Origin of the sequence: Pseudomonas pudica (assembly GCF_015680405.1) — a bacterium.
Classification (GTDB): Bacteria; Pseudomonadota; Gammaproteobacteria; order Pseudomonadales; family Pseudomonadaceae; genus Aquipseudomonas; species Aquipseudomonas pudica.
Genome location: NZ_JADLJS010000001.1, coordinates 230,664 through 244,925 on the forward strand (window position 1 = coordinate 230,664; position 14,262 = coordinate 244,925).

14 protein-coding genes and 1 tRNA gene are annotated in these 14,262 nt (G+C 63.0%); 8 read left to right on the forward strand and 7 right to left on the reverse strand.

The window, feature by feature from the left end; all coding sequences use genetic code 11:
• Positions 1 to 97: 97 nt before the first annotated feature.
• A tRNA-Ser gene (locus IRZ77_RS01175) sits at positions 98 to 185 on the reverse strand.
• A gap of 133 nt (positions 186 to 318) precedes the next feature.
• On the opposite strand from IRZ77_RS01175, the gene IRZ77_RS01180 reads away from it, so the two are divergent.
• The 8 genes from IRZ77_RS01180 to IRZ77_RS01215 all read left to right on the forward strand — a co-directional run bounded on the left by IRZ77_RS01180 (position 319) and on the right by IRZ77_RS01215 (position 6,269).
• Positions 319 to 990: a Bax inhibitor-1/YccA family protein gene (locus tag IRZ77_RS01180; RefSeq protein ID WP_046614862.1), complete on the forward strand. Its 672-nt coding sequence runs from the start codon at positions 319 to 321 to the stop codon at positions 988 to 990.
• 281 nt (positions 991 to 1,271) lie between these two features.
• Complete coding sequence (locus IRZ77_RS01185; protein WP_196172705.1) at positions 1,272 to 2,651, forward strand: nucleobase:cation symporter-2 family protein; 1,380 nt, start codon at positions 1,272 to 1,274, stop codon at positions 2,649 to 2,651.
• A 183-nt stretch (positions 2,652 to 2,834) separates the two neighbouring features.
• Entirely contained in the window at positions 2,835 to 3,227 is a 393-nt protein-coding gene (tusD, locus tag IRZ77_RS01190; protein WP_196172707.1) for a sulfurtransferase complex subunit TusD, read from the forward strand.
• 1 nt (position 3,228) lies between these two features.
• On the forward strand, positions 3,229 to 3,588 hold the full coding sequence (gene tusC, locus IRZ77_RS01195) for a sulfurtransferase complex subunit TusC (RefSeq protein ID WP_085599353.1): 360 nt from the start codon (positions 3,229 to 3,231) through the stop codon (positions 3,586 to 3,588).
• Positions 3,588 to 3,884: a sulfurtransferase complex subunit TusB gene (gene tusB / locus IRZ77_RS01200; protein ID WP_108481325.1), complete on the forward strand. Its 297-nt coding sequence runs from the start codon at positions 3,588 to 3,590 to the stop codon at positions 3,882 to 3,884. The genes tusC and tusB overlap by 1 nt, the downstream gene beginning before the upstream one ends.
• A complete protein-coding gene (locus IRZ77_RS01205) occupies positions 3,881 to 4,216 on the forward strand; it encodes a TusE/DsrC/DsvC family sulfur relay protein (protein ID WP_025339766.1) in 336 nt (111 codons plus the stop codon). Before tusB ends, IRZ77_RS01205 begins: the two co-directional genes overlap by 4 nt.
• On the forward strand, positions 4,213 to 5,217 hold the full coding sequence (locus tag IRZ77_RS01210) for a glycosyl transferase family protein (RefSeq protein WP_196172709.1): 1,005 nt from the start codon (positions 4,213 to 4,215) through the stop codon (positions 5,215 to 5,217). The genes IRZ77_RS01205 and IRZ77_RS01210 overlap by 4 nt, the downstream gene beginning before the upstream one ends.
• 92 nt (positions 5,218 to 5,309) lie before the next feature.
• Positions 5,310 to 6,269 carry a glutathione S-transferase family protein gene (locus tag IRZ77_RS01215; RefSeq protein WP_135001415.1) on the forward strand — a complete coding sequence of 320 codons (960 nt, stop codon included), beginning with the start codon at positions 5,310 to 5,312 and terminating at the stop codon, positions 6,267 to 6,269.
• A gap of 33 nt (positions 6,270 to 6,302) precedes the next feature.
• Here IRZ77_RS01215 and cysG read toward each other — a convergent pair whose 3' ends face one another.
• The 6 genes from cysG to IRZ77_RS01245 form a co-directional block, all read right to left on the reverse strand.
• Positions 6,303 to 7,694, reverse strand: coding sequence for a siroheme synthase CysG (gene cysG, locus IRZ77_RS01220; protein ID WP_108481118.1), 1,392 nt, complete (start codon positions 7,692 to 7,694; stop codon positions 6,303 to 6,305).
• Positions 7,695 to 8,975, reverse strand: a complete 1,281-nt coding sequence (gene serS, locus IRZ77_RS01225; protein WP_003258877.1) for a serine--tRNA ligase — start codon at positions 8,973 to 8,975, stop codon at positions 7,695 to 7,697.
• A 30-nt stretch (positions 8,976 to 9,005) separates the two neighbouring features.
• Positions 9,006 to 9,380: a fluoride efflux transporter CrcB gene (gene crcB / locus IRZ77_RS01230; RefSeq protein WP_046614855.1), complete on the reverse strand. Its 375-nt coding sequence runs from the start codon at positions 9,378 to 9,380 to the stop codon at positions 9,006 to 9,008.
• The gene (locus tag IRZ77_RS01235; protein WP_013973284.1) at positions 9,377 to 10,702 is read right to left on the reverse strand and encodes a replication-associated recombination protein A; all 1,326 of its coding nucleotides are present in this window, start codon (positions 10,700 to 10,702) and stop codon (positions 9,377 to 9,379) included. Before IRZ77_RS01235 ends, crcB begins: the two co-directional genes overlap by 4 nt.
• A gap of 12 nt (positions 10,703 to 10,714) precedes the next feature.
• On the reverse strand, positions 10,715 to 11,350 hold the full coding sequence (lolA, locus tag IRZ77_RS01240; protein WP_196172711.1) for an outer membrane lipoprotein chaperone LolA: 636 nt from the start codon (positions 11,348 to 11,350) through the stop codon (positions 10,715 to 10,717).
• Positions 11,351 to 11,412: 62 nt separating this feature from the next.
• Entirely contained in the window at positions 11,413 to 13,908 is a 2,496-nt protein-coding gene (locus IRZ77_RS01245; RefSeq protein ID WP_196172713.1) for a DNA translocase FtsK, read from the reverse strand.
• Between the last annotated feature and the right edge of the window lie 354 nt (positions 13,909 to 14,262).

Sequence of the window (14,262 nt, forward strand, 5' to 3'; positions counted from 1 at the left end):
GCAGGAAGTATCGGAAGCGCCGAAACAAACCATTCCCATCGATGGTTTCCTATGCCCCAAAAACGCAAAAAGCCCTGAATATTCAGGGCTTTGAATGTGGCGGAAGCGTAGAGATTCGAACTCTAGGATAGTTGCCCATCGACGGTTTTCAAGACCGTTGCCTTAAACCACTCGGCCACGCTTCCAGCTCGTTTTGCGGGCGCCATAATACCTTAATGAAACAAGCTGTCAAACTCTCTGTGTCGCGGGTTGCGGGAGCTCTGATAGACTCCTAGCATCTGAACGTTTGAAACCACAGGTTTACCAAGGAGTGTCGCCATGCGCGAACAGGATTACGCCGTACACCACGGCCAGCAGGTCGAGCAGCAGGAGATCAGCAAGGTCCTGCGCAACACGTACAGCCTGCTGGCGCTCACCCTCGCCTTCAGCGGTGTCATGGCCTTCGTGGCCCAGCAGATGCGCGTCGGCTACCCGAACGTGTTCGTGGTATTGATCGGCTTCTACGGGCTGTTCTTCCTTACCAACAAACTGCGTGATTCGGTCTGGGGCCTGGTATCCACCTTCGCTCTCACCGGCTTCATGGGCTTTATCCTCGGCCCTATCCTGAACCGCTACCTGGGCATGGCCGGTGGCGCCGAGGTGGTCAGCTCGGCATTTGCCATGACTGCCCTGGTGTTCGGCGGCCTGTCGGCTTATGTGCTGATTACCCGCAAGGACATGAGCTTCCTCAGCGGCTTCATCACTGCGGGCTTCTTTGTCCTGCTGGGTGCTGTCGTGGCCAGCTTCTTCTTCCAGATCAGCGGCCTGCAACTGGCGATCAGCGCTGGCTTCGTACTGTTCTCGTCGGTCTGCATCCTGTTCCAGACCAGCGCGATCATTCATGGCGGCGAGCGTAACTACATCATGGCGACCATCAGCCTGTATGTGTCGATCTACAACCTGTTTGTCAGCCTGCTGCAGCTGTTTGGCATCATGGGTCGTGATGACTGATTGATTGCTGCGTGAGAAAGCCCGCTTCGGCGGGCTTTTTTGTGGGAGCGGGCAAGCCCGCGAACACCGGCGAAGCCGGTGCCATGCACCGCGTCGCATTCTTCGCGGGCATGCCCGCTCCCACAGATGGTTTATTGGCAGATAGCACCCAATAACTGACCATAAGGTCAAATAATAAGGCGAATGGTCGTCGATCATGCCGCCATCGTGCTTTTCTCTACCCCAATCCGCCATCACCCCGTAGAATGCGCTCCTTTTTTAGTCCGGGGCAGCTTTTCGCAATGAGCTCACACGAACACAGCCTAGGCGCGGCGGCGCCTGCCAATGAACTGGTGCTGGGCCTGGAGGACAAGCCAAGGCTGTTGATCGGCCTGCTGGCTGCCCTGCAGCACCTGCTGGCGATCATCGTCCCGATCGTCACCCCTGGCCTGCTGATTTGCCAGGCGCTGGGTGTTTCCGCACGTGATACCAATCTGATCGTCTCCATGTCGCTGGTCATTTCGGGTATCGCCACCTTCATCCAGTGCAAACGCTTCGGGCCGTTCGGTGCCGGGCTGCTGATCGTCCAGGGCACCAGCTTCAACTTCGTCGGCCCGCTAATTGCCGGCGGAGCGCTGATGGTCAAGCAAGGTACGCCGGTGGAAGGCGTCATGGCAGCCATATTTGGCGTGGTAATCGCCGGCTCGTTCGTCGAGATGGGCGTGTCGCGCATCCTGCCCTTCGTCAAACGCCTGATCACCCCGCTGGTAACCGGCATCGTGGTGTTGATGATCGGCCTGACTCTGATCAAGGTCGGCCTGATCAGTATGGGGGGTGGCTTCGGCGCCATGGCCAATGGCACCTTCGCCAATGGCGAGAACCTGCTGCTGTCGGGCGTGGTGCTGGCGATCATCGTCATCCTAAACCGCATCCCGGTGGTGTGGATGCGCAGCTGCGCCATCGTTATCGCCCTGGCGGTCGGCTATGCGCTGGCCGGCTACCTGGGCCGTCTGGATTTCACCGGCATGCACGAAGCCGCGCTGTTCCAGGTGCCGACGCCGCTGCACTTCGGCCTGGGCTTTTCCTGGGCATTGTTTATCCCGATGCTCGTGATCTATCTGGTAACTTCGCTTGAAGCCATCGGCGATGTCACCGCTACCAGCAAGGTGTCGCGCCAGCCGGTCGAAGGGCCGGTGTGGATGCAGCGGATCAAGGGCGGTGTGCTGGTCAACGGAGCCAACTCGCTGCTGGCCGGTTTGTTCAATACCTTCCCGAGCTCGATCTTTGCCCAGAATAATGGCGTGATTCAGCTGACAGGTATCGCCAGCCGCCATATCGGTATGTGGATTGCCGTGATGCTGGTGCTGCTGGGGCTGTTCCCGAGCGTTGCCGGGGTGATCCAGGCGGTGCCAGAACCGGTGCTGGGTGGTGCGGCCATGGTCATGTTCGGTGCGGTTGCGGCTTCGGGGATCAATATCCTGGCCAGCACTCGCCTGGACCGTCGTGCCCTGCTGATCATCGCTGTATCCCTGGCCCTCGGCCTGGGTGTGGCACAGGTGCCGGAGTTCCTGGCGCACATGCCGGCGGCGATTCGCAATGTGCTGGAGTCGGGCGTGGCTACCGGGGGTATCTGTGCCCTGGTGTTGAACTGGTTCTTGCCGGAGAGCAAAGAACAGGCTTGAGCCTAGCGTCCTTCTGTTAGGGCCATGGGGCTGCTTTGCAGCCCGCGCGACGCAAGGCCGCTCCTACACGGGGTCGCGCAGATCTGGATATTGGTTCAGGACAGAAAGCCCGCCCCGCCATGCACAAGCGGGCGCGGGCTTTTTTGCTTTATCATGGCACCATTCCTTTTGCATGAGTTATCCATGAAATTCGCTATCGCGGTGTTCTCCCCGGCCCATGCGCCCTCCTCGCGCCGCGCCCTGCGCTACGCCGAGGCGGTACTGGCCTGCGGGCATGAGATTGCCCGGCTGTTCTTCTACCAGGACGGGGTACACAGTGCCTCTGCCAACGTGGTCACCCCCCAGGATGAGCTGGACGTCTCCGGCCAATGGCACGCCTTCATTGCAGCCAACCAGCTGGACGCAGTGGTGTGCATCGCCGCCGCCCTGCGCCGTGGCGTGCTCGACGAGGCCGAGGCCAACCGCTACCAGCGCCAGGCCGTGAACCTGCCCAAGCCTTGGGAACTGTCGGGGCTTGGCCAACTGCACGAGGCGGCGCAACTTGCCGATCGCCTTGTCTGCTTCGGAGGCGACTGAAATGGCCAAATCCTTGTTGATCATCAGCCGCCAGGCGCCGTGGAACGGCCCATCGGCCCGTGAGGCACTGGACATCGCCCTGGCTGGCGGCGCGTTCGATCTGCCGCTGGGCATGCTGTTCCTCGATGACGGCGTGTTCCAGCTCGCTGCGGACCAGCAGCCCACCGCCGTGCAACAGAAGAACCTGGCCGCCAACTTGCAGGCGCTGCCAATGTTCGGTGTCGAGGAACTGTTCGCCTGCAGTCACAGCCTCACTCGCCGCGGCCTGGCAGCCGACAACCTGACGCTGCCGGTGCAAGTGCTGGACGACGCGGCACTGACCGCGCTGATCTCCCGTTTCGACCAGGTGGTAACGCTCTGATGACGACCCTGCATGTTATTGCCCACTCCCCGTTTGGCGACGAGCGCCTGGTCAGCTGCCTGCGCCTGCTCGGCACCGACGACGCCCTGCTGCTGTGTGGCGATGCGGTATATGCCTTGCGTAGCGGCAGCGAACCGCACCGCCAGCTGCAAGCCGCCGGCCTGGCCCAGCGCCTGTTCGCCCTGGAAGAGGACGTGCAGGCCCGGGCGGTCGGCAACGAGCTGGCCAAGGCCGTGGATTACGCCGGGTTCGTCGAACTGTCGCTGCATTACGACAAGGTCAACAGCTGGCTATGAATACCCTCAACGTTGGCGATCAGGCGATCGCCCTGGACAAGGACGGCTTCCTGGTCGACCTGCAAGACTGGTCCCATGCCGCCGCCGAGGCCCTGGCCGCACGCGAGGGCATCCCGCTGACGGCAGACCACTGGGAAATCCTCGAACTGCTGCGCCAGTTCTACCAGGAATACCAGCTGTCCCCGGCCACGCGCCCACTGATCAAGTACACGGCCCTCAAACTGGGCCCGGACAAGGGCAACAGCCCGCACCTCAACCGCCTGTTCAACGGCACTCCCGCCAAACTGGCCGCCAAGCTGGCGGGCCTGCCCAAGCCGACCAATTGCATATGACAGCACCTCGCCCGCTTACCCTTGAAACACCAGCCGAACATCCGTTCGCCGAATTCGTGCGTATTCTTGGCAAAGGAAAGCGCGGCGCGCGCGGCCTGACCCGTGACGAAGCCCGCGTGGCCATGACGCTGCTGCTGGAAGACAAGGTCGAAGACACCCAGCTCGGTGCGTTCCTCATGCTGCTGCGGCACAAGGAAGAAAGCGCCGAAGAACTGGCCGGCTTCACCGAAGCCCTGCGCGCGCATCTGCAGGCACCGCGTATCGCCGTGGACTTGGACTGGCCCACTTACGCCGGCAAGAAACGCCATCTGCCCTGGTATCTGCTGGCTGCCAAATGCCTGGCCAACAATGGCGTGCGCATCCTGATGCACGGTGGCGGTGCGCACACCGCCGGGCGCCTGTACACCGAGCAGTTGCTGTCCTTGCTGGACATCCCGCTGTGCCGTGACTGGGCTGCCGTCAGCCAGGCCCTGGACCAGCAGCGCCTGGCCTTTTTCCCGCTGCAGGACTGGGCGCCGCAGTTGCAGCGCATGATCGACCTGCGCAACACCCTGGGCCTGCGGTCGCCCATCCATTCGCTGGCCCGGGTCCTCAACCCACTGGCTGCGCGTTGCGGCCTGCAGAGCATCTTCCACCCCGGTTACCAGGCGGTGCACCGCGAGGCCAGCCGCCTGCTAGGCGATCATGCCGTGGTGATCAAGGGTGATGGCGGCGAGATCGAAGTCAACCCCGATGTCATCAGCCACCTGTACGGCACCACTGCCGGCGAAGCCTGGGACGAGGAATGGCCAGCGCTTAGCGAACGCCGCCACGTGAAGCCGCCAAGCCTGCAGCCCGAGCAATTGCTGGTAGTCTGGCGCGGCGAGGCCGAGGACAGCTACGGTGAAATGGCCGTGGTCGCGACCATGGCCTTGGCCTTGCGCGGCCTTGGCCAGGACCGTGAGCAGGCTTTCGCCACCGCACGTGGTTACTGGATCGCACGGAACCAATCGAATAACTAGATAACAAGGGGGCATTCTTTGCGCTAGTTATTCGAACGATTTCCCCTAGACTGGGCTCCAACGACAAACAACTTTGTTCCGAGGAGCTCACCATGGGCCTTTTGATCGACGGCCGCTGGCATGATCAGTGGTATGAAAACGGCAAGGACGGCACGTTCAAACGCGAAAACGCCCAACGCCGCAATCAGCTACCCGCTCCCGAAGCTGGCCGCTACCACCTGTACGTCTCGCTGGCCTGCCCATGGGCACATCGCACCCTGATCTTCCGTGCCCTCAAGGGCCTGGAGCCACTGATCGACGTGTCAGTGGTCAGCTGGCTGATGCAGGACCATGGCTGGACTTTCGACCGCCAGCAAGGCTCCAGCGGTGACCACCTCGACGCGCTGCAGTACCTGCACCAGCGCTACACCCAGGATGACCCGCACTACACCGGCCGCGTAACTGTACCGGTACTGTGGGACAAGAAAGAGAAACGCATTGTCAACAACGAGTCGTCGGAGATCATCCGCATCTTCAACAGCGCGTTCAACGAGCTGACCGGCAATACGCTCGACCTGTACCCACAGCCGCTGCGCCCGACCATCGAAGCGCTGAACGAGCGCATCTACCCGGCGGTGAACAACGGCGTGTATCGCGCAGGTTTTGCCACTACGCAGGAAGCCTACGAGGCTGCATTTGACGAAGTGTTCAACGAACTGGACCACCTGGAAGACTTGCTCGGCCGCAATCGCTACCTGGCCGGGGAATACCTGACCGAGGCCGATGTGCGCCTGTTCACTACCTTGGTGCGCTTCGATGCGGTGTACCACGGGCACTTCAAGTGCAACCTGCGGCGCCTGAGCGATTACCACAACCTGTCGAACTGGCTGCGCGAGCTATATCAGTGGCCGGGGGTGGCGGGTACAGTGGACATGGAGCATATCCAGAAGCACTACTACATGAGCCACAAGACCATCAACCCGAACGGGATCGTGCCCAAGGGGCCACTGCAGGACTTCAACCTTGCGCATGATCGGGAGCGGTTGGCAGGCAAGGGGATCTGGCAGGCTTGAGATTGTCGGGGCCGCAAAGCGGCCCCCACAATTTCAGCTGTTCTGCGAGCCTTCGAACCACGCCAGCTTGTCACGCAACTGCACCACTTCCCCGACAATCACCAGGGTCGGCGCGTGCACTTCATGCTGGGCCACCAGGTCCGGCAAGTCCGCCAGTGTGCCAGTGAACACCCGTTGATTTCGCGTAGTCCCCTGCTGCACCAGTGCTGCCGGGGTACTGGCCGCGCGGCCATGGCGAATCAGCTCGGCGCAGATGGTCGGCAAGCCTACCAAGCCCATGTAGAACACCAGAGTCTGCGCCGGCGCCACCAGGTCATGCCAAGGCAGGTTGCTGGTGCCGTCCTTCAGGTGCCCGGTCACGAAACGCACCGACTGGGCATGGTCGCGGTGAGTCAGCGGAATCCCACCATAGGCGGAACACCCACTGGCCGCAGTAATGCCCGGCACCACCTGGAATGGGATGCCATGCTCGGCCAGTTCTTCGATCTCTTCGCCGCCCCGGCCGAAGATGAACGGGTCGCCGCCCTTCAGACGCAGCACACGCTTGCCCTGCTGGGCCAGATCGACCAGCAGTCGGTTGATCTGGTCCTGAGGCACGGCATGATCGGCGCGACGCTTGCCCACGTAGATACGCTCGGCATCGCGGCGGCACATCTCGATGATCGCCGGTGCTACCAGGCGATCGTACAGCACCACGTCGGCCTGCTGCATCAGACGCAAGGCACGGAAGGTCAGCAAGTCCGGATCGCCCGGGCCCGCCCCCACCAGGTACACTTCACCGCCTTGCTGCACCGGCGCACCGTCGACCATCGCCTGCAACAGGCGCTCGGCCTCGGCGCCCTGCCCGGCCAGCTGACGCTCGGCAATCGGCCCCTGGAACACGGTTTCCCAGAAGCCTCGGCGTTGGTTGACGTCCGGGTACAAGGCCTTGACCTTGTCGCGGAAGCGCGCGGCCAGGCCGGCCAGCTCGCCATAGGCGGACGGGATCCAGGCTTCCAGCTTGGCGCGAATCAAACGCGCCAGCACCGGGGCATCACCGCCACTGGACACCGCAACCACCAACGGCGAACGATCGACGATCGCCGGGAAGATCACCGTGCACAGGGCCGGCGCATCCACCACGTTGACGGGCAGGCTCAGGGCCTGCGCATCCGCCGACACCTGGGCATTGAGCCCAGGGTCGTCGGTGGCCGCGATCACCAGCCGGCAACCGACCAGATCGGCTGCCAGATAGCCGCGCACCAGCACCTCGCCGCCACCTTCCCGGGCCAACGCGGCCAACTGGCCGTCGACATCCGGTGCAACCACGCGCAGCGCGGCGCCGGCATCGGCCAGCAGGCGCGCCTTGCGCAAGGCGATCTCACCGCCGCCGACGACCAGCACGCGGCCGCCCTGCAGCTTGTGGAACAGCGGCAGGTAATCCATTTAGCGGATAACCTCGACGCCACCCATGTAAGGCTTCAGCACTTCCGGCACACGGATCGAACCGTCGGCCTGCTGGTAGTTTTCCAGCACGGCAACCAGGGTACGGCCTACGGCAAGGCCGGAGCCATTGAGGGTGTGCACCAACTCTGGCTTGCCGGTTTCCGGATTGCGCCAGCGGGCCTGCATGCGGCGCGCCTGGAAGTCGCCGCAGTTGGAGCACGAGCTGATTTCGCGGTACTTGTCCTGGCTTGGTACCCATACTTCCAGGTCGTAGGTCTTCACAGCACCAAAGCCCATGTCGCCGGTGCACAGGGCCAGCACGCGATATGGCAGTTCCAGCAGCTGCAGCACGCGCTCGGCGTTGGCAGTCAGGCCTTCCAGGGCTTCCATCGACTTGGACGGCTCGACCACCTGCACCATCTCGACCTTGTCGAACTGGTGCTGGCGGATCATGCCGCGGGTGTCACGACCGGAAGCACCGGCTTCGCTGCGGAAGCAGGGGGTGTGGGCAACCAGCTTCAGTGGCAGCTGCTTGGCGTCGAGGATTTCACCGGCCACCAGGTTGGTCAGCGAAACTTCGGCGGTCGGGATCAGGTAGAAGTCGGCCTCGCCTTCACGGCTGATCTTGAACAGGTCTTCCTCGAACTTCGGCAGTTGGCCGGTGCCCTGCAAGGCCGGGGCCTGGACCAGGTACGGGGTGTAGTGCTCCTCGTAACCGTGCTCGCCGGTGTGCAGGTTGATCATGAACTGCGCCAGGGCACGGTGCAGGCGGGCAACCGGGCCACGCAGCACGGCAAAGCGCGCGCCAGAAAGCTTGGCGGCGGCTTCGAAGTCCAGGCCGCCACTGACTTCGCCGAGGGCGACGTGGTCCTTGATTTCGAAGTCGAAAGCCTTTGGCGTGCCCCAACGGCGCACTTCGACGTTGTCGTCTTCGCTGGCACCGACCGGCACGCTGGCGTCCGGCAGGTTGGGAATGGTCAGCAGGATACCGTCCAGTTCAGCCTGGATGCCGTCCAGTTCAGTCTTGCCGGCAGCCAGTTCGTTGGCCATGCGCTCGACGTCGGCCATCAGCGGCGCAATGTCTTCGCCCTTGGCCTTGGCCTGGCCGATGGACTTGGAACGGGCGTTACGCTCGGCCTGCAGCTGCTCGGTGCGGGTCTGCACCGCCTTGCGGCGCTCTTCCAGTGATTCGATGCGCGCGACATCCAGGCTGAAGCCACGGGAGGCCAGGCGATCCGCCACTTCCTGAAGTTGGCCGCGTAACAGTTTGGAATCGAGCATATCGTTCTCTCGTTATGTGTAGGTGTTGGTTCAGAATCGGGTCAGGGACAGGCCGACCCAGGTCGCGAGCAGCCCGCCCACCACGCTGATACCGGTATAGCCCAGAGCCAGCGGCACTTGCCCGCTCTCCAGCAGGCGTACGGTATCCAGCGAAAAGGAGGAAAAAGTCGTCAGGCCACCGAGGAAGCCGACGATCAGCCCGGCGCGCAGCTCGACCGGCACGATCGGCTTGTGCAGGAACAGGCCATAGAGCAGGCCGATCAGAAGGCAGCCAACCAGGTTGACCGCCAGCGTACCGAGATAGAAGTGTCGTGACCAGTGGGCAGCCACCCAGTTGGTGGTAGCAAAGCGCAACAAAGTACCGGCAATACCACCAGCGCTGACAGCGGCAATCAGTGCAATCACGGTTTTCTCCGCTGACGGGGGCTGTTGCGGTCAAGGTCGGCGAGGTGGCGCAGCTTCTCGCCAATCTTCAGTTCCAGGCCACGGGGCACCGGCTGATAGTACTGGCGCGGCTCGAGCTCCTCGGGGAAGTAGTCTTCGCCGGCGGCATAGGCGTCGGGTTCATCGTGGGCATAGCGGTACTCGTCGCCATAGCCCAGTTGTTTCATCAATTTGGTCGGGGCGTTGCGCAGGTGCAGCGGCACTTCCAGCGAGCCATGCTCGGCGGCCTCGCGCAGGGCGGTCTTGAAGCCCATGTACACCGCGTTGCTTTTCGGCGCACAAGCAAGGTAGGTGATGGCCTGGGCCACCGCCAGTTCACCCTCGGGGCTGCCCAGGCGCTCTTGTACATCCCACGCCGCCAGGCACAGGCTGAGTGCGCGCGGGTCGGCATTGCCGATGTCTTCGCTGGCCATGCGCACCACGCGGCGGGCAATGTACAGCGGGTCGCAACCGCCATCGAGCATGCGCGCGAACCAGTAAAGGGCTCCATCGGGGTTGGAGCCGCGCACCGACTTGTGCAACGCGGAAATCTGGTCGTAGAACGCCTCGCCACCCTTGTCGAAGCGGCGGCGGCTGTCGCCGAGCAGGCTCTGCAGCATCTCGACGTCGATCTCGCTGCCGTCTTCAGCCAGGTCCGAGGCGTTTTCCAGGAAGTTGAGCATGCGCCGGCCATCGCCGTCGGCGGCGGCCATCAGCATCTTGAAGGCGTCGTCACCAACCCGCAGGTTGCGCTTGCCCAGGCCGCGTTCTTCTGTCAGAGCGCGGTTGACCAGCTTGCGCAGTGCTGCCTCATCCAGGCTCTTGAGCACATAAACCCGCGCCCGCGACAGCAATGCGTTGTTCAGCTCGAACGACGGGTTTTCGGTAGTGGCGCCAATGAACAGCAGCGTGCCGTCTTCCACATAGGGCAGGAAGGCATCCTGCTGCGACTTGTTGAAACGGTGCACTTCGTCGACGAACAGGATGGTGCGGCGGCCGTACTGACCAGCCTGCTGCTTGGCCACCTCGACCGCCTGGCGGATCTCCTTCACCCCGGCCAGTACTGCCGATACCGTTTCGAAGTGCGCATCGCAGAACTGCGCCAGCAGCCGCGCGAGGGTGGTCTTGCCCACCCCCGGCGGCCCCCAGAAGATCATCGAGTGCAGCGCACCCTGCTCCAGCGCCTCGCGCAGCGGTTTGCCGCGCGCCAGCAGGTGCTCCTGGCCGACATACTCGTCCAGGTTGGACGGGCGCAGGCGAGCGGCCAGGGGCTGGGCGACGGGTTCGCTTCGAAACAGGTCCATGGCGAGCTCTGGTTACTCCTTGATGACGTCCGCGCCTTTGGGGATGTCGAACTTGAACTTGCTGTCCGGCACCGGCTGGTTGGCTTTCACGCCATTGAACAGGATGTTGGTGCGCTGGCCGACGCTGTCGATCAGCTGCATGTCGTTGATCAGGCCCTTGCGGAACGACACGCGCAGCGAGTCGAACAGGGTGTCCTTGGTCTTCGGCTTGAGGGTGAAGTCCATCACTTCGCCCTGCTCCTTCGAGCTGATGTCGAAGCTCTGGCTGATCTTCGACACGTCACCGGACAGCAGCAGCGCCGGGGTCTGGTTCAGGCGCTGGTCGAGCTTCTTGATGGTGGCCTGTTCCAGGTCCGGATCCCACAGGGTGACGTTCTTGCCGTCGGATACCACCACCTGCTCCTGCGGCGCATCGGTGTGCCAGTAGAACAGGCCTGGGCGCTTGACGGTCATCTTGCCGGAGGTTTCCTGCAGGCTGGTGCCGCCGGCATCCAGCGTCAGCTGGGAAAAGTTGGCCTCGATGGTCTGCGACTTTTCCAGCAATTGGGTCAGGCGTTGTACGTCTTGCTCACCGGCAAAAGCCGATACGGTGGCCGACACAGAAGCCGCGGCCAGGGCAGAAACCAACAGCATGCGAATCGCGCGCATGGGAGTCCTCATCGAGCATTGAAAAGACCGGGCGCCACCGTTGGCACCCGGCAAGGTGTACGTCAGTCGCGCGGGCCGCCCGGGGCAATCACTTCCCGCGAGCCGTTGCTGTTCATGGGGGTGACCACGCCGGCCATTTCCATGGCTTCGATCATGCGGGCGGCGCGGTTGTAGCCGATCTTCAGTTTGCGCTGCACGGCCGAGATGGATGCGCGACGGCTTTCCAGCACGAACTGCACAGCCTCATCATACAGGGCGTCGCTTTCCGAATCTTCGCCATCGCCACCGCCACCACCGCCGCCTTCGAAGCCGCTGCCGGCCTCCTCGACGCCGTTGAGGATGTCGTCGTTGTAGTCCGGAGCGCCGCGCAGCTTCCACGCCTCCACCACGCGGTGCACCTCGTCGTCGGAGACGAACGCGCCGTGGACACGGATCGGCAAGCTGGTGCCTGGCGGCATGTACAGCATGTCACCGTGGCCCAGCAACTGCTCGGCACCACCCTGGTCGATGATGGTCCGCGAGTCGATCTTGCTCGACACCTGGAACGCCATGCGGGTCGGGATGTTGGCCTTGATCAGGCCGGTAATCACGTCTACCGACGGGCGTTGGGTAGCGAGGATCAGGTGGATACCGGCTGCACGTGCCTTCTGGGCGATACGGGCGATCAGCTCTTCGACCTTCTTGCCGACGATCATCATCATGTCGGCGAATTCGTCGACCACCACCACGATGGTCGGCAGGGTTTTCAACGCAGGCGGCTCGTCGTCCATGCTCTCGCGGCGGTACAGCGGGTCATGGATGATCTCGCCAGCTTCCTGGGCGTCCTTGATCTTGCGGTTGAAGCCGGCCAGGTTACGCACGCCCATGGCCGCCATCAGCTTGTAGCGACGCTCCATCTCGGCCACGCTCCAGCGCAAGGCGTTGGCAGCGTCCTTCATGTCGGTGACCACCGGGCACAGCAGGTGCGGGATGCCTTCGTAGATCGACAGTTCGAGCATTTTAGGGTCGATCATGATCAGCCGCGCATCTTCCGGGCTGGACTTGAACAGGATCGACAGGATCATCGCGTTCACACCCACCGACTTGCCGGAACCGGTGGTACCGGCCACCAGCAGGTGCGGCATCTTGGCCAGGTCGGTGATCACCGGCTTGCCGCCGATGTCGTGGCCCAGGGCCAGGGTGACCGGCGATTTCTGCTCGTCGTACTGCGGCGTGGCCAGCACTTCGGAGAAGCGCACCATCTGCCGGTTTTCGTTGGGGATCTCGATACCCACGGTGGTCTTGCCGGGGATGACCTCGACCACACGCACACTGGTCACCGCCAGCGAACGCGCCAGGTCCTTGGCCAGGTTGGCGATACGGCTGACCTTCACGCCCGCGGCCGGCTGGATTTCGTAACGGGTAATTACCGGGCCCGGGTGGATCGAGTCCACCGCCACTTCCACGCCGAATTCCTTGAGCTTGATTTCCAGCAGCTGGCCGACACCGGCCAGGGATTCCGGCGAGTACTCGATCTTCTTCTGTTCGGCCGGGTCGAGGATGGAAATCGACGGCAAGGTGCCTTCCACCGCGCTGTCGACGAACAGCGGCGCCTGCTTCTCCTTCATCACCCGCTTGCTCGGCTCCGGCGCCCTGGCGGGTGTCGGCGGCACGATCATCGGGGCCGCGGCAGGTTGTTCGCGGGAGATTATCGGCTCACGCGGTGCCGGCGACTCGCGCGGCACCACGGGCTCGCGTGACAGGGTTGGCTCACGTGGCTCGGCTGGCTGTGCAAATGCTTCTTCACGTTTGAAGATACGCTCGCGCAGCCCCGGCTTGGCCGGCTCGTGCCTGTCAGCGGCCATCGGCGCGGGCTTGACCGCCACCGGCTCGTCCTCGCGCAACTGCGCCTCCAGGCGTTTGCGCTCGTTGCGCGCTTCCCACCAACGGTTGGCGGCGCCCTGCACCAGCTCGAACAGGTCGAGAGTGATCTTGCCGGTCAGGTCCATCACCTTGAACCAGGACAGGTCGGTGAAAACGGTCAAGCCGAACAGGAACAGGGCAATGAACATCAGCGTGCTGCCTTGCACGTTCAGCAGGTTGCGCGCCAGGTCGCCCAGGCTCTCGCCCAGTGCGCCACCGGCGGAGAACGGCATGCTCGCAGGCGGGTGGAAATGAATATGCGCCAGCGCCGCACCCGACAGCACCAGGAATACAAGGCCGATCAGCCGCCAGGAAAACAGCCAGCCGCTCCAGCCCCAGGGCTGGTGGCGTTCGCGAAAGATCTGCCAGGTCTTTATCGCCAGCAGCAGCGGGAAGATGTAGGCAAAGTACCCCAGTACCATGAACAGGATGTCGGCGAAGTAGGCACCGGCACGCCCGGCGGCGTTCTGCACCTGGTCGACGTTGCTGGTGTGGCTGAAGCCCGGGTCCGACGTATCGTAGGTCAGCAGCGCCATCCACAGGTACAGGCACAGGGCGCCGACAGCGATCAACGCACCTTCCTTGAGGCGATAATGCAGCTGCTGCCGCCACAGAGGGACGGGCAAGGGAGCTGGAGTTGCGGTGGATTTCTTCAAAACGCGTCTATTCCTGCGCGTGCTGCGCGTCCAATAGTGATCGGCCGACGGTGCGGCCAATGAACCACTACTTTTAACATTACTGCCCGCCAGCCGCCATGGCAGCACGCCGTAAGGAGCTTGAGTGGGGGCGACTTTCGTATACCTGCAATTTGAGCACGCATTGTCTTCTGTGACAAAGGCTTATGCTGTGTTTTTGCACAGGTGTGACAGCAAATTTAGCGGATGGTGCCTGCGGTTTCATGAATGTGTAAGAAATTGCCTATTTTCATCGCCAGTGCCGGCCTCTTTGCGGGCTCGCCCGCCCCCACAGTTACCCCGCAGGGTTCAGAGCCTGTAAATGGCCTGTGGAAG

Bases quoted from the DNA above. Each gene is read 5' to 3' on its own strand.
- IRZ77_RS01210 (WP_196172709.1), top strand. From the start codon at position 4,213: ATGACAGCACCTCGCCCGCTTACCCTTGAAACACCAGCCGAACATCCG.
- tusC (WP_085599353.1), top strand. From the start codon at position 3,229: ATGGCCAAATCCTTGTTGATCATCAGCCGCCAGGCGCCGTGGAACGGC.
- lolA (WP_196172711.1), bottom strand. From the start codon at position 11,350: ATGCGCGCGATTCGCATGCTGTTGGTTTCTGCCCTGGCCGCGGCTTCT.
- tusB (WP_108481325.1), top strand. From the start codon at position 3,588: ATGACGACCCTGCATGTTATTGCCCACTCCCCGTTTGGCGACGAGCGC.
- serS (WP_003258877.1), bottom strand. From the start codon at position 8,975: ATGCTCGATTCCAAACTGTTACGCGGCCAACTTCAGGAAGTGGCGGAT.
- IRZ77_RS01235 (WP_013973284.1), bottom strand. From the start codon at position 10,702: ATGGACCTGTTTCGAAGCGAACCCGTCGCCCAGCCCCTGGCCGCTCGC.
- IRZ77_RS01185 (WP_196172705.1), top strand. From the start codon at position 1,272: ATGAGCTCACACGAACACAGCCTAGGCGCGGCGGCGCCTGCCAATGAA.
- IRZ77_RS01180 (WP_046614862.1), top strand. From the start codon at position 319: ATGCGCGAACAGGATTACGCCGTACACCACGGCCAGCAGGTCGAGCAG.
- IRZ77_RS01205 (WP_025339766.1), top strand. From the start codon at position 3,881: ATGAATACCCTCAACGTTGGCGATCAGGCGATCGCCCTGGACAAGGAC.
- cysG (WP_108481118.1), bottom strand. From the start codon at position 7,694: ATGGATTACCTGCCGCTGTTCCACAAGCTGCAGGGCGGCCGCGTGCTG.
- tusD (WP_196172707.1), top strand. From the start codon at position 2,835: ATGAAATTCGCTATCGCGGTGTTCTCCCCGGCCCATGCGCCCTCCTCG.
- IRZ77_RS01215 (WP_135001415.1), top strand. From the start codon at position 5,310: ATGGGCCTTTTGATCGACGGCCGCTGGCATGATCAGTGGTATGAAAAC.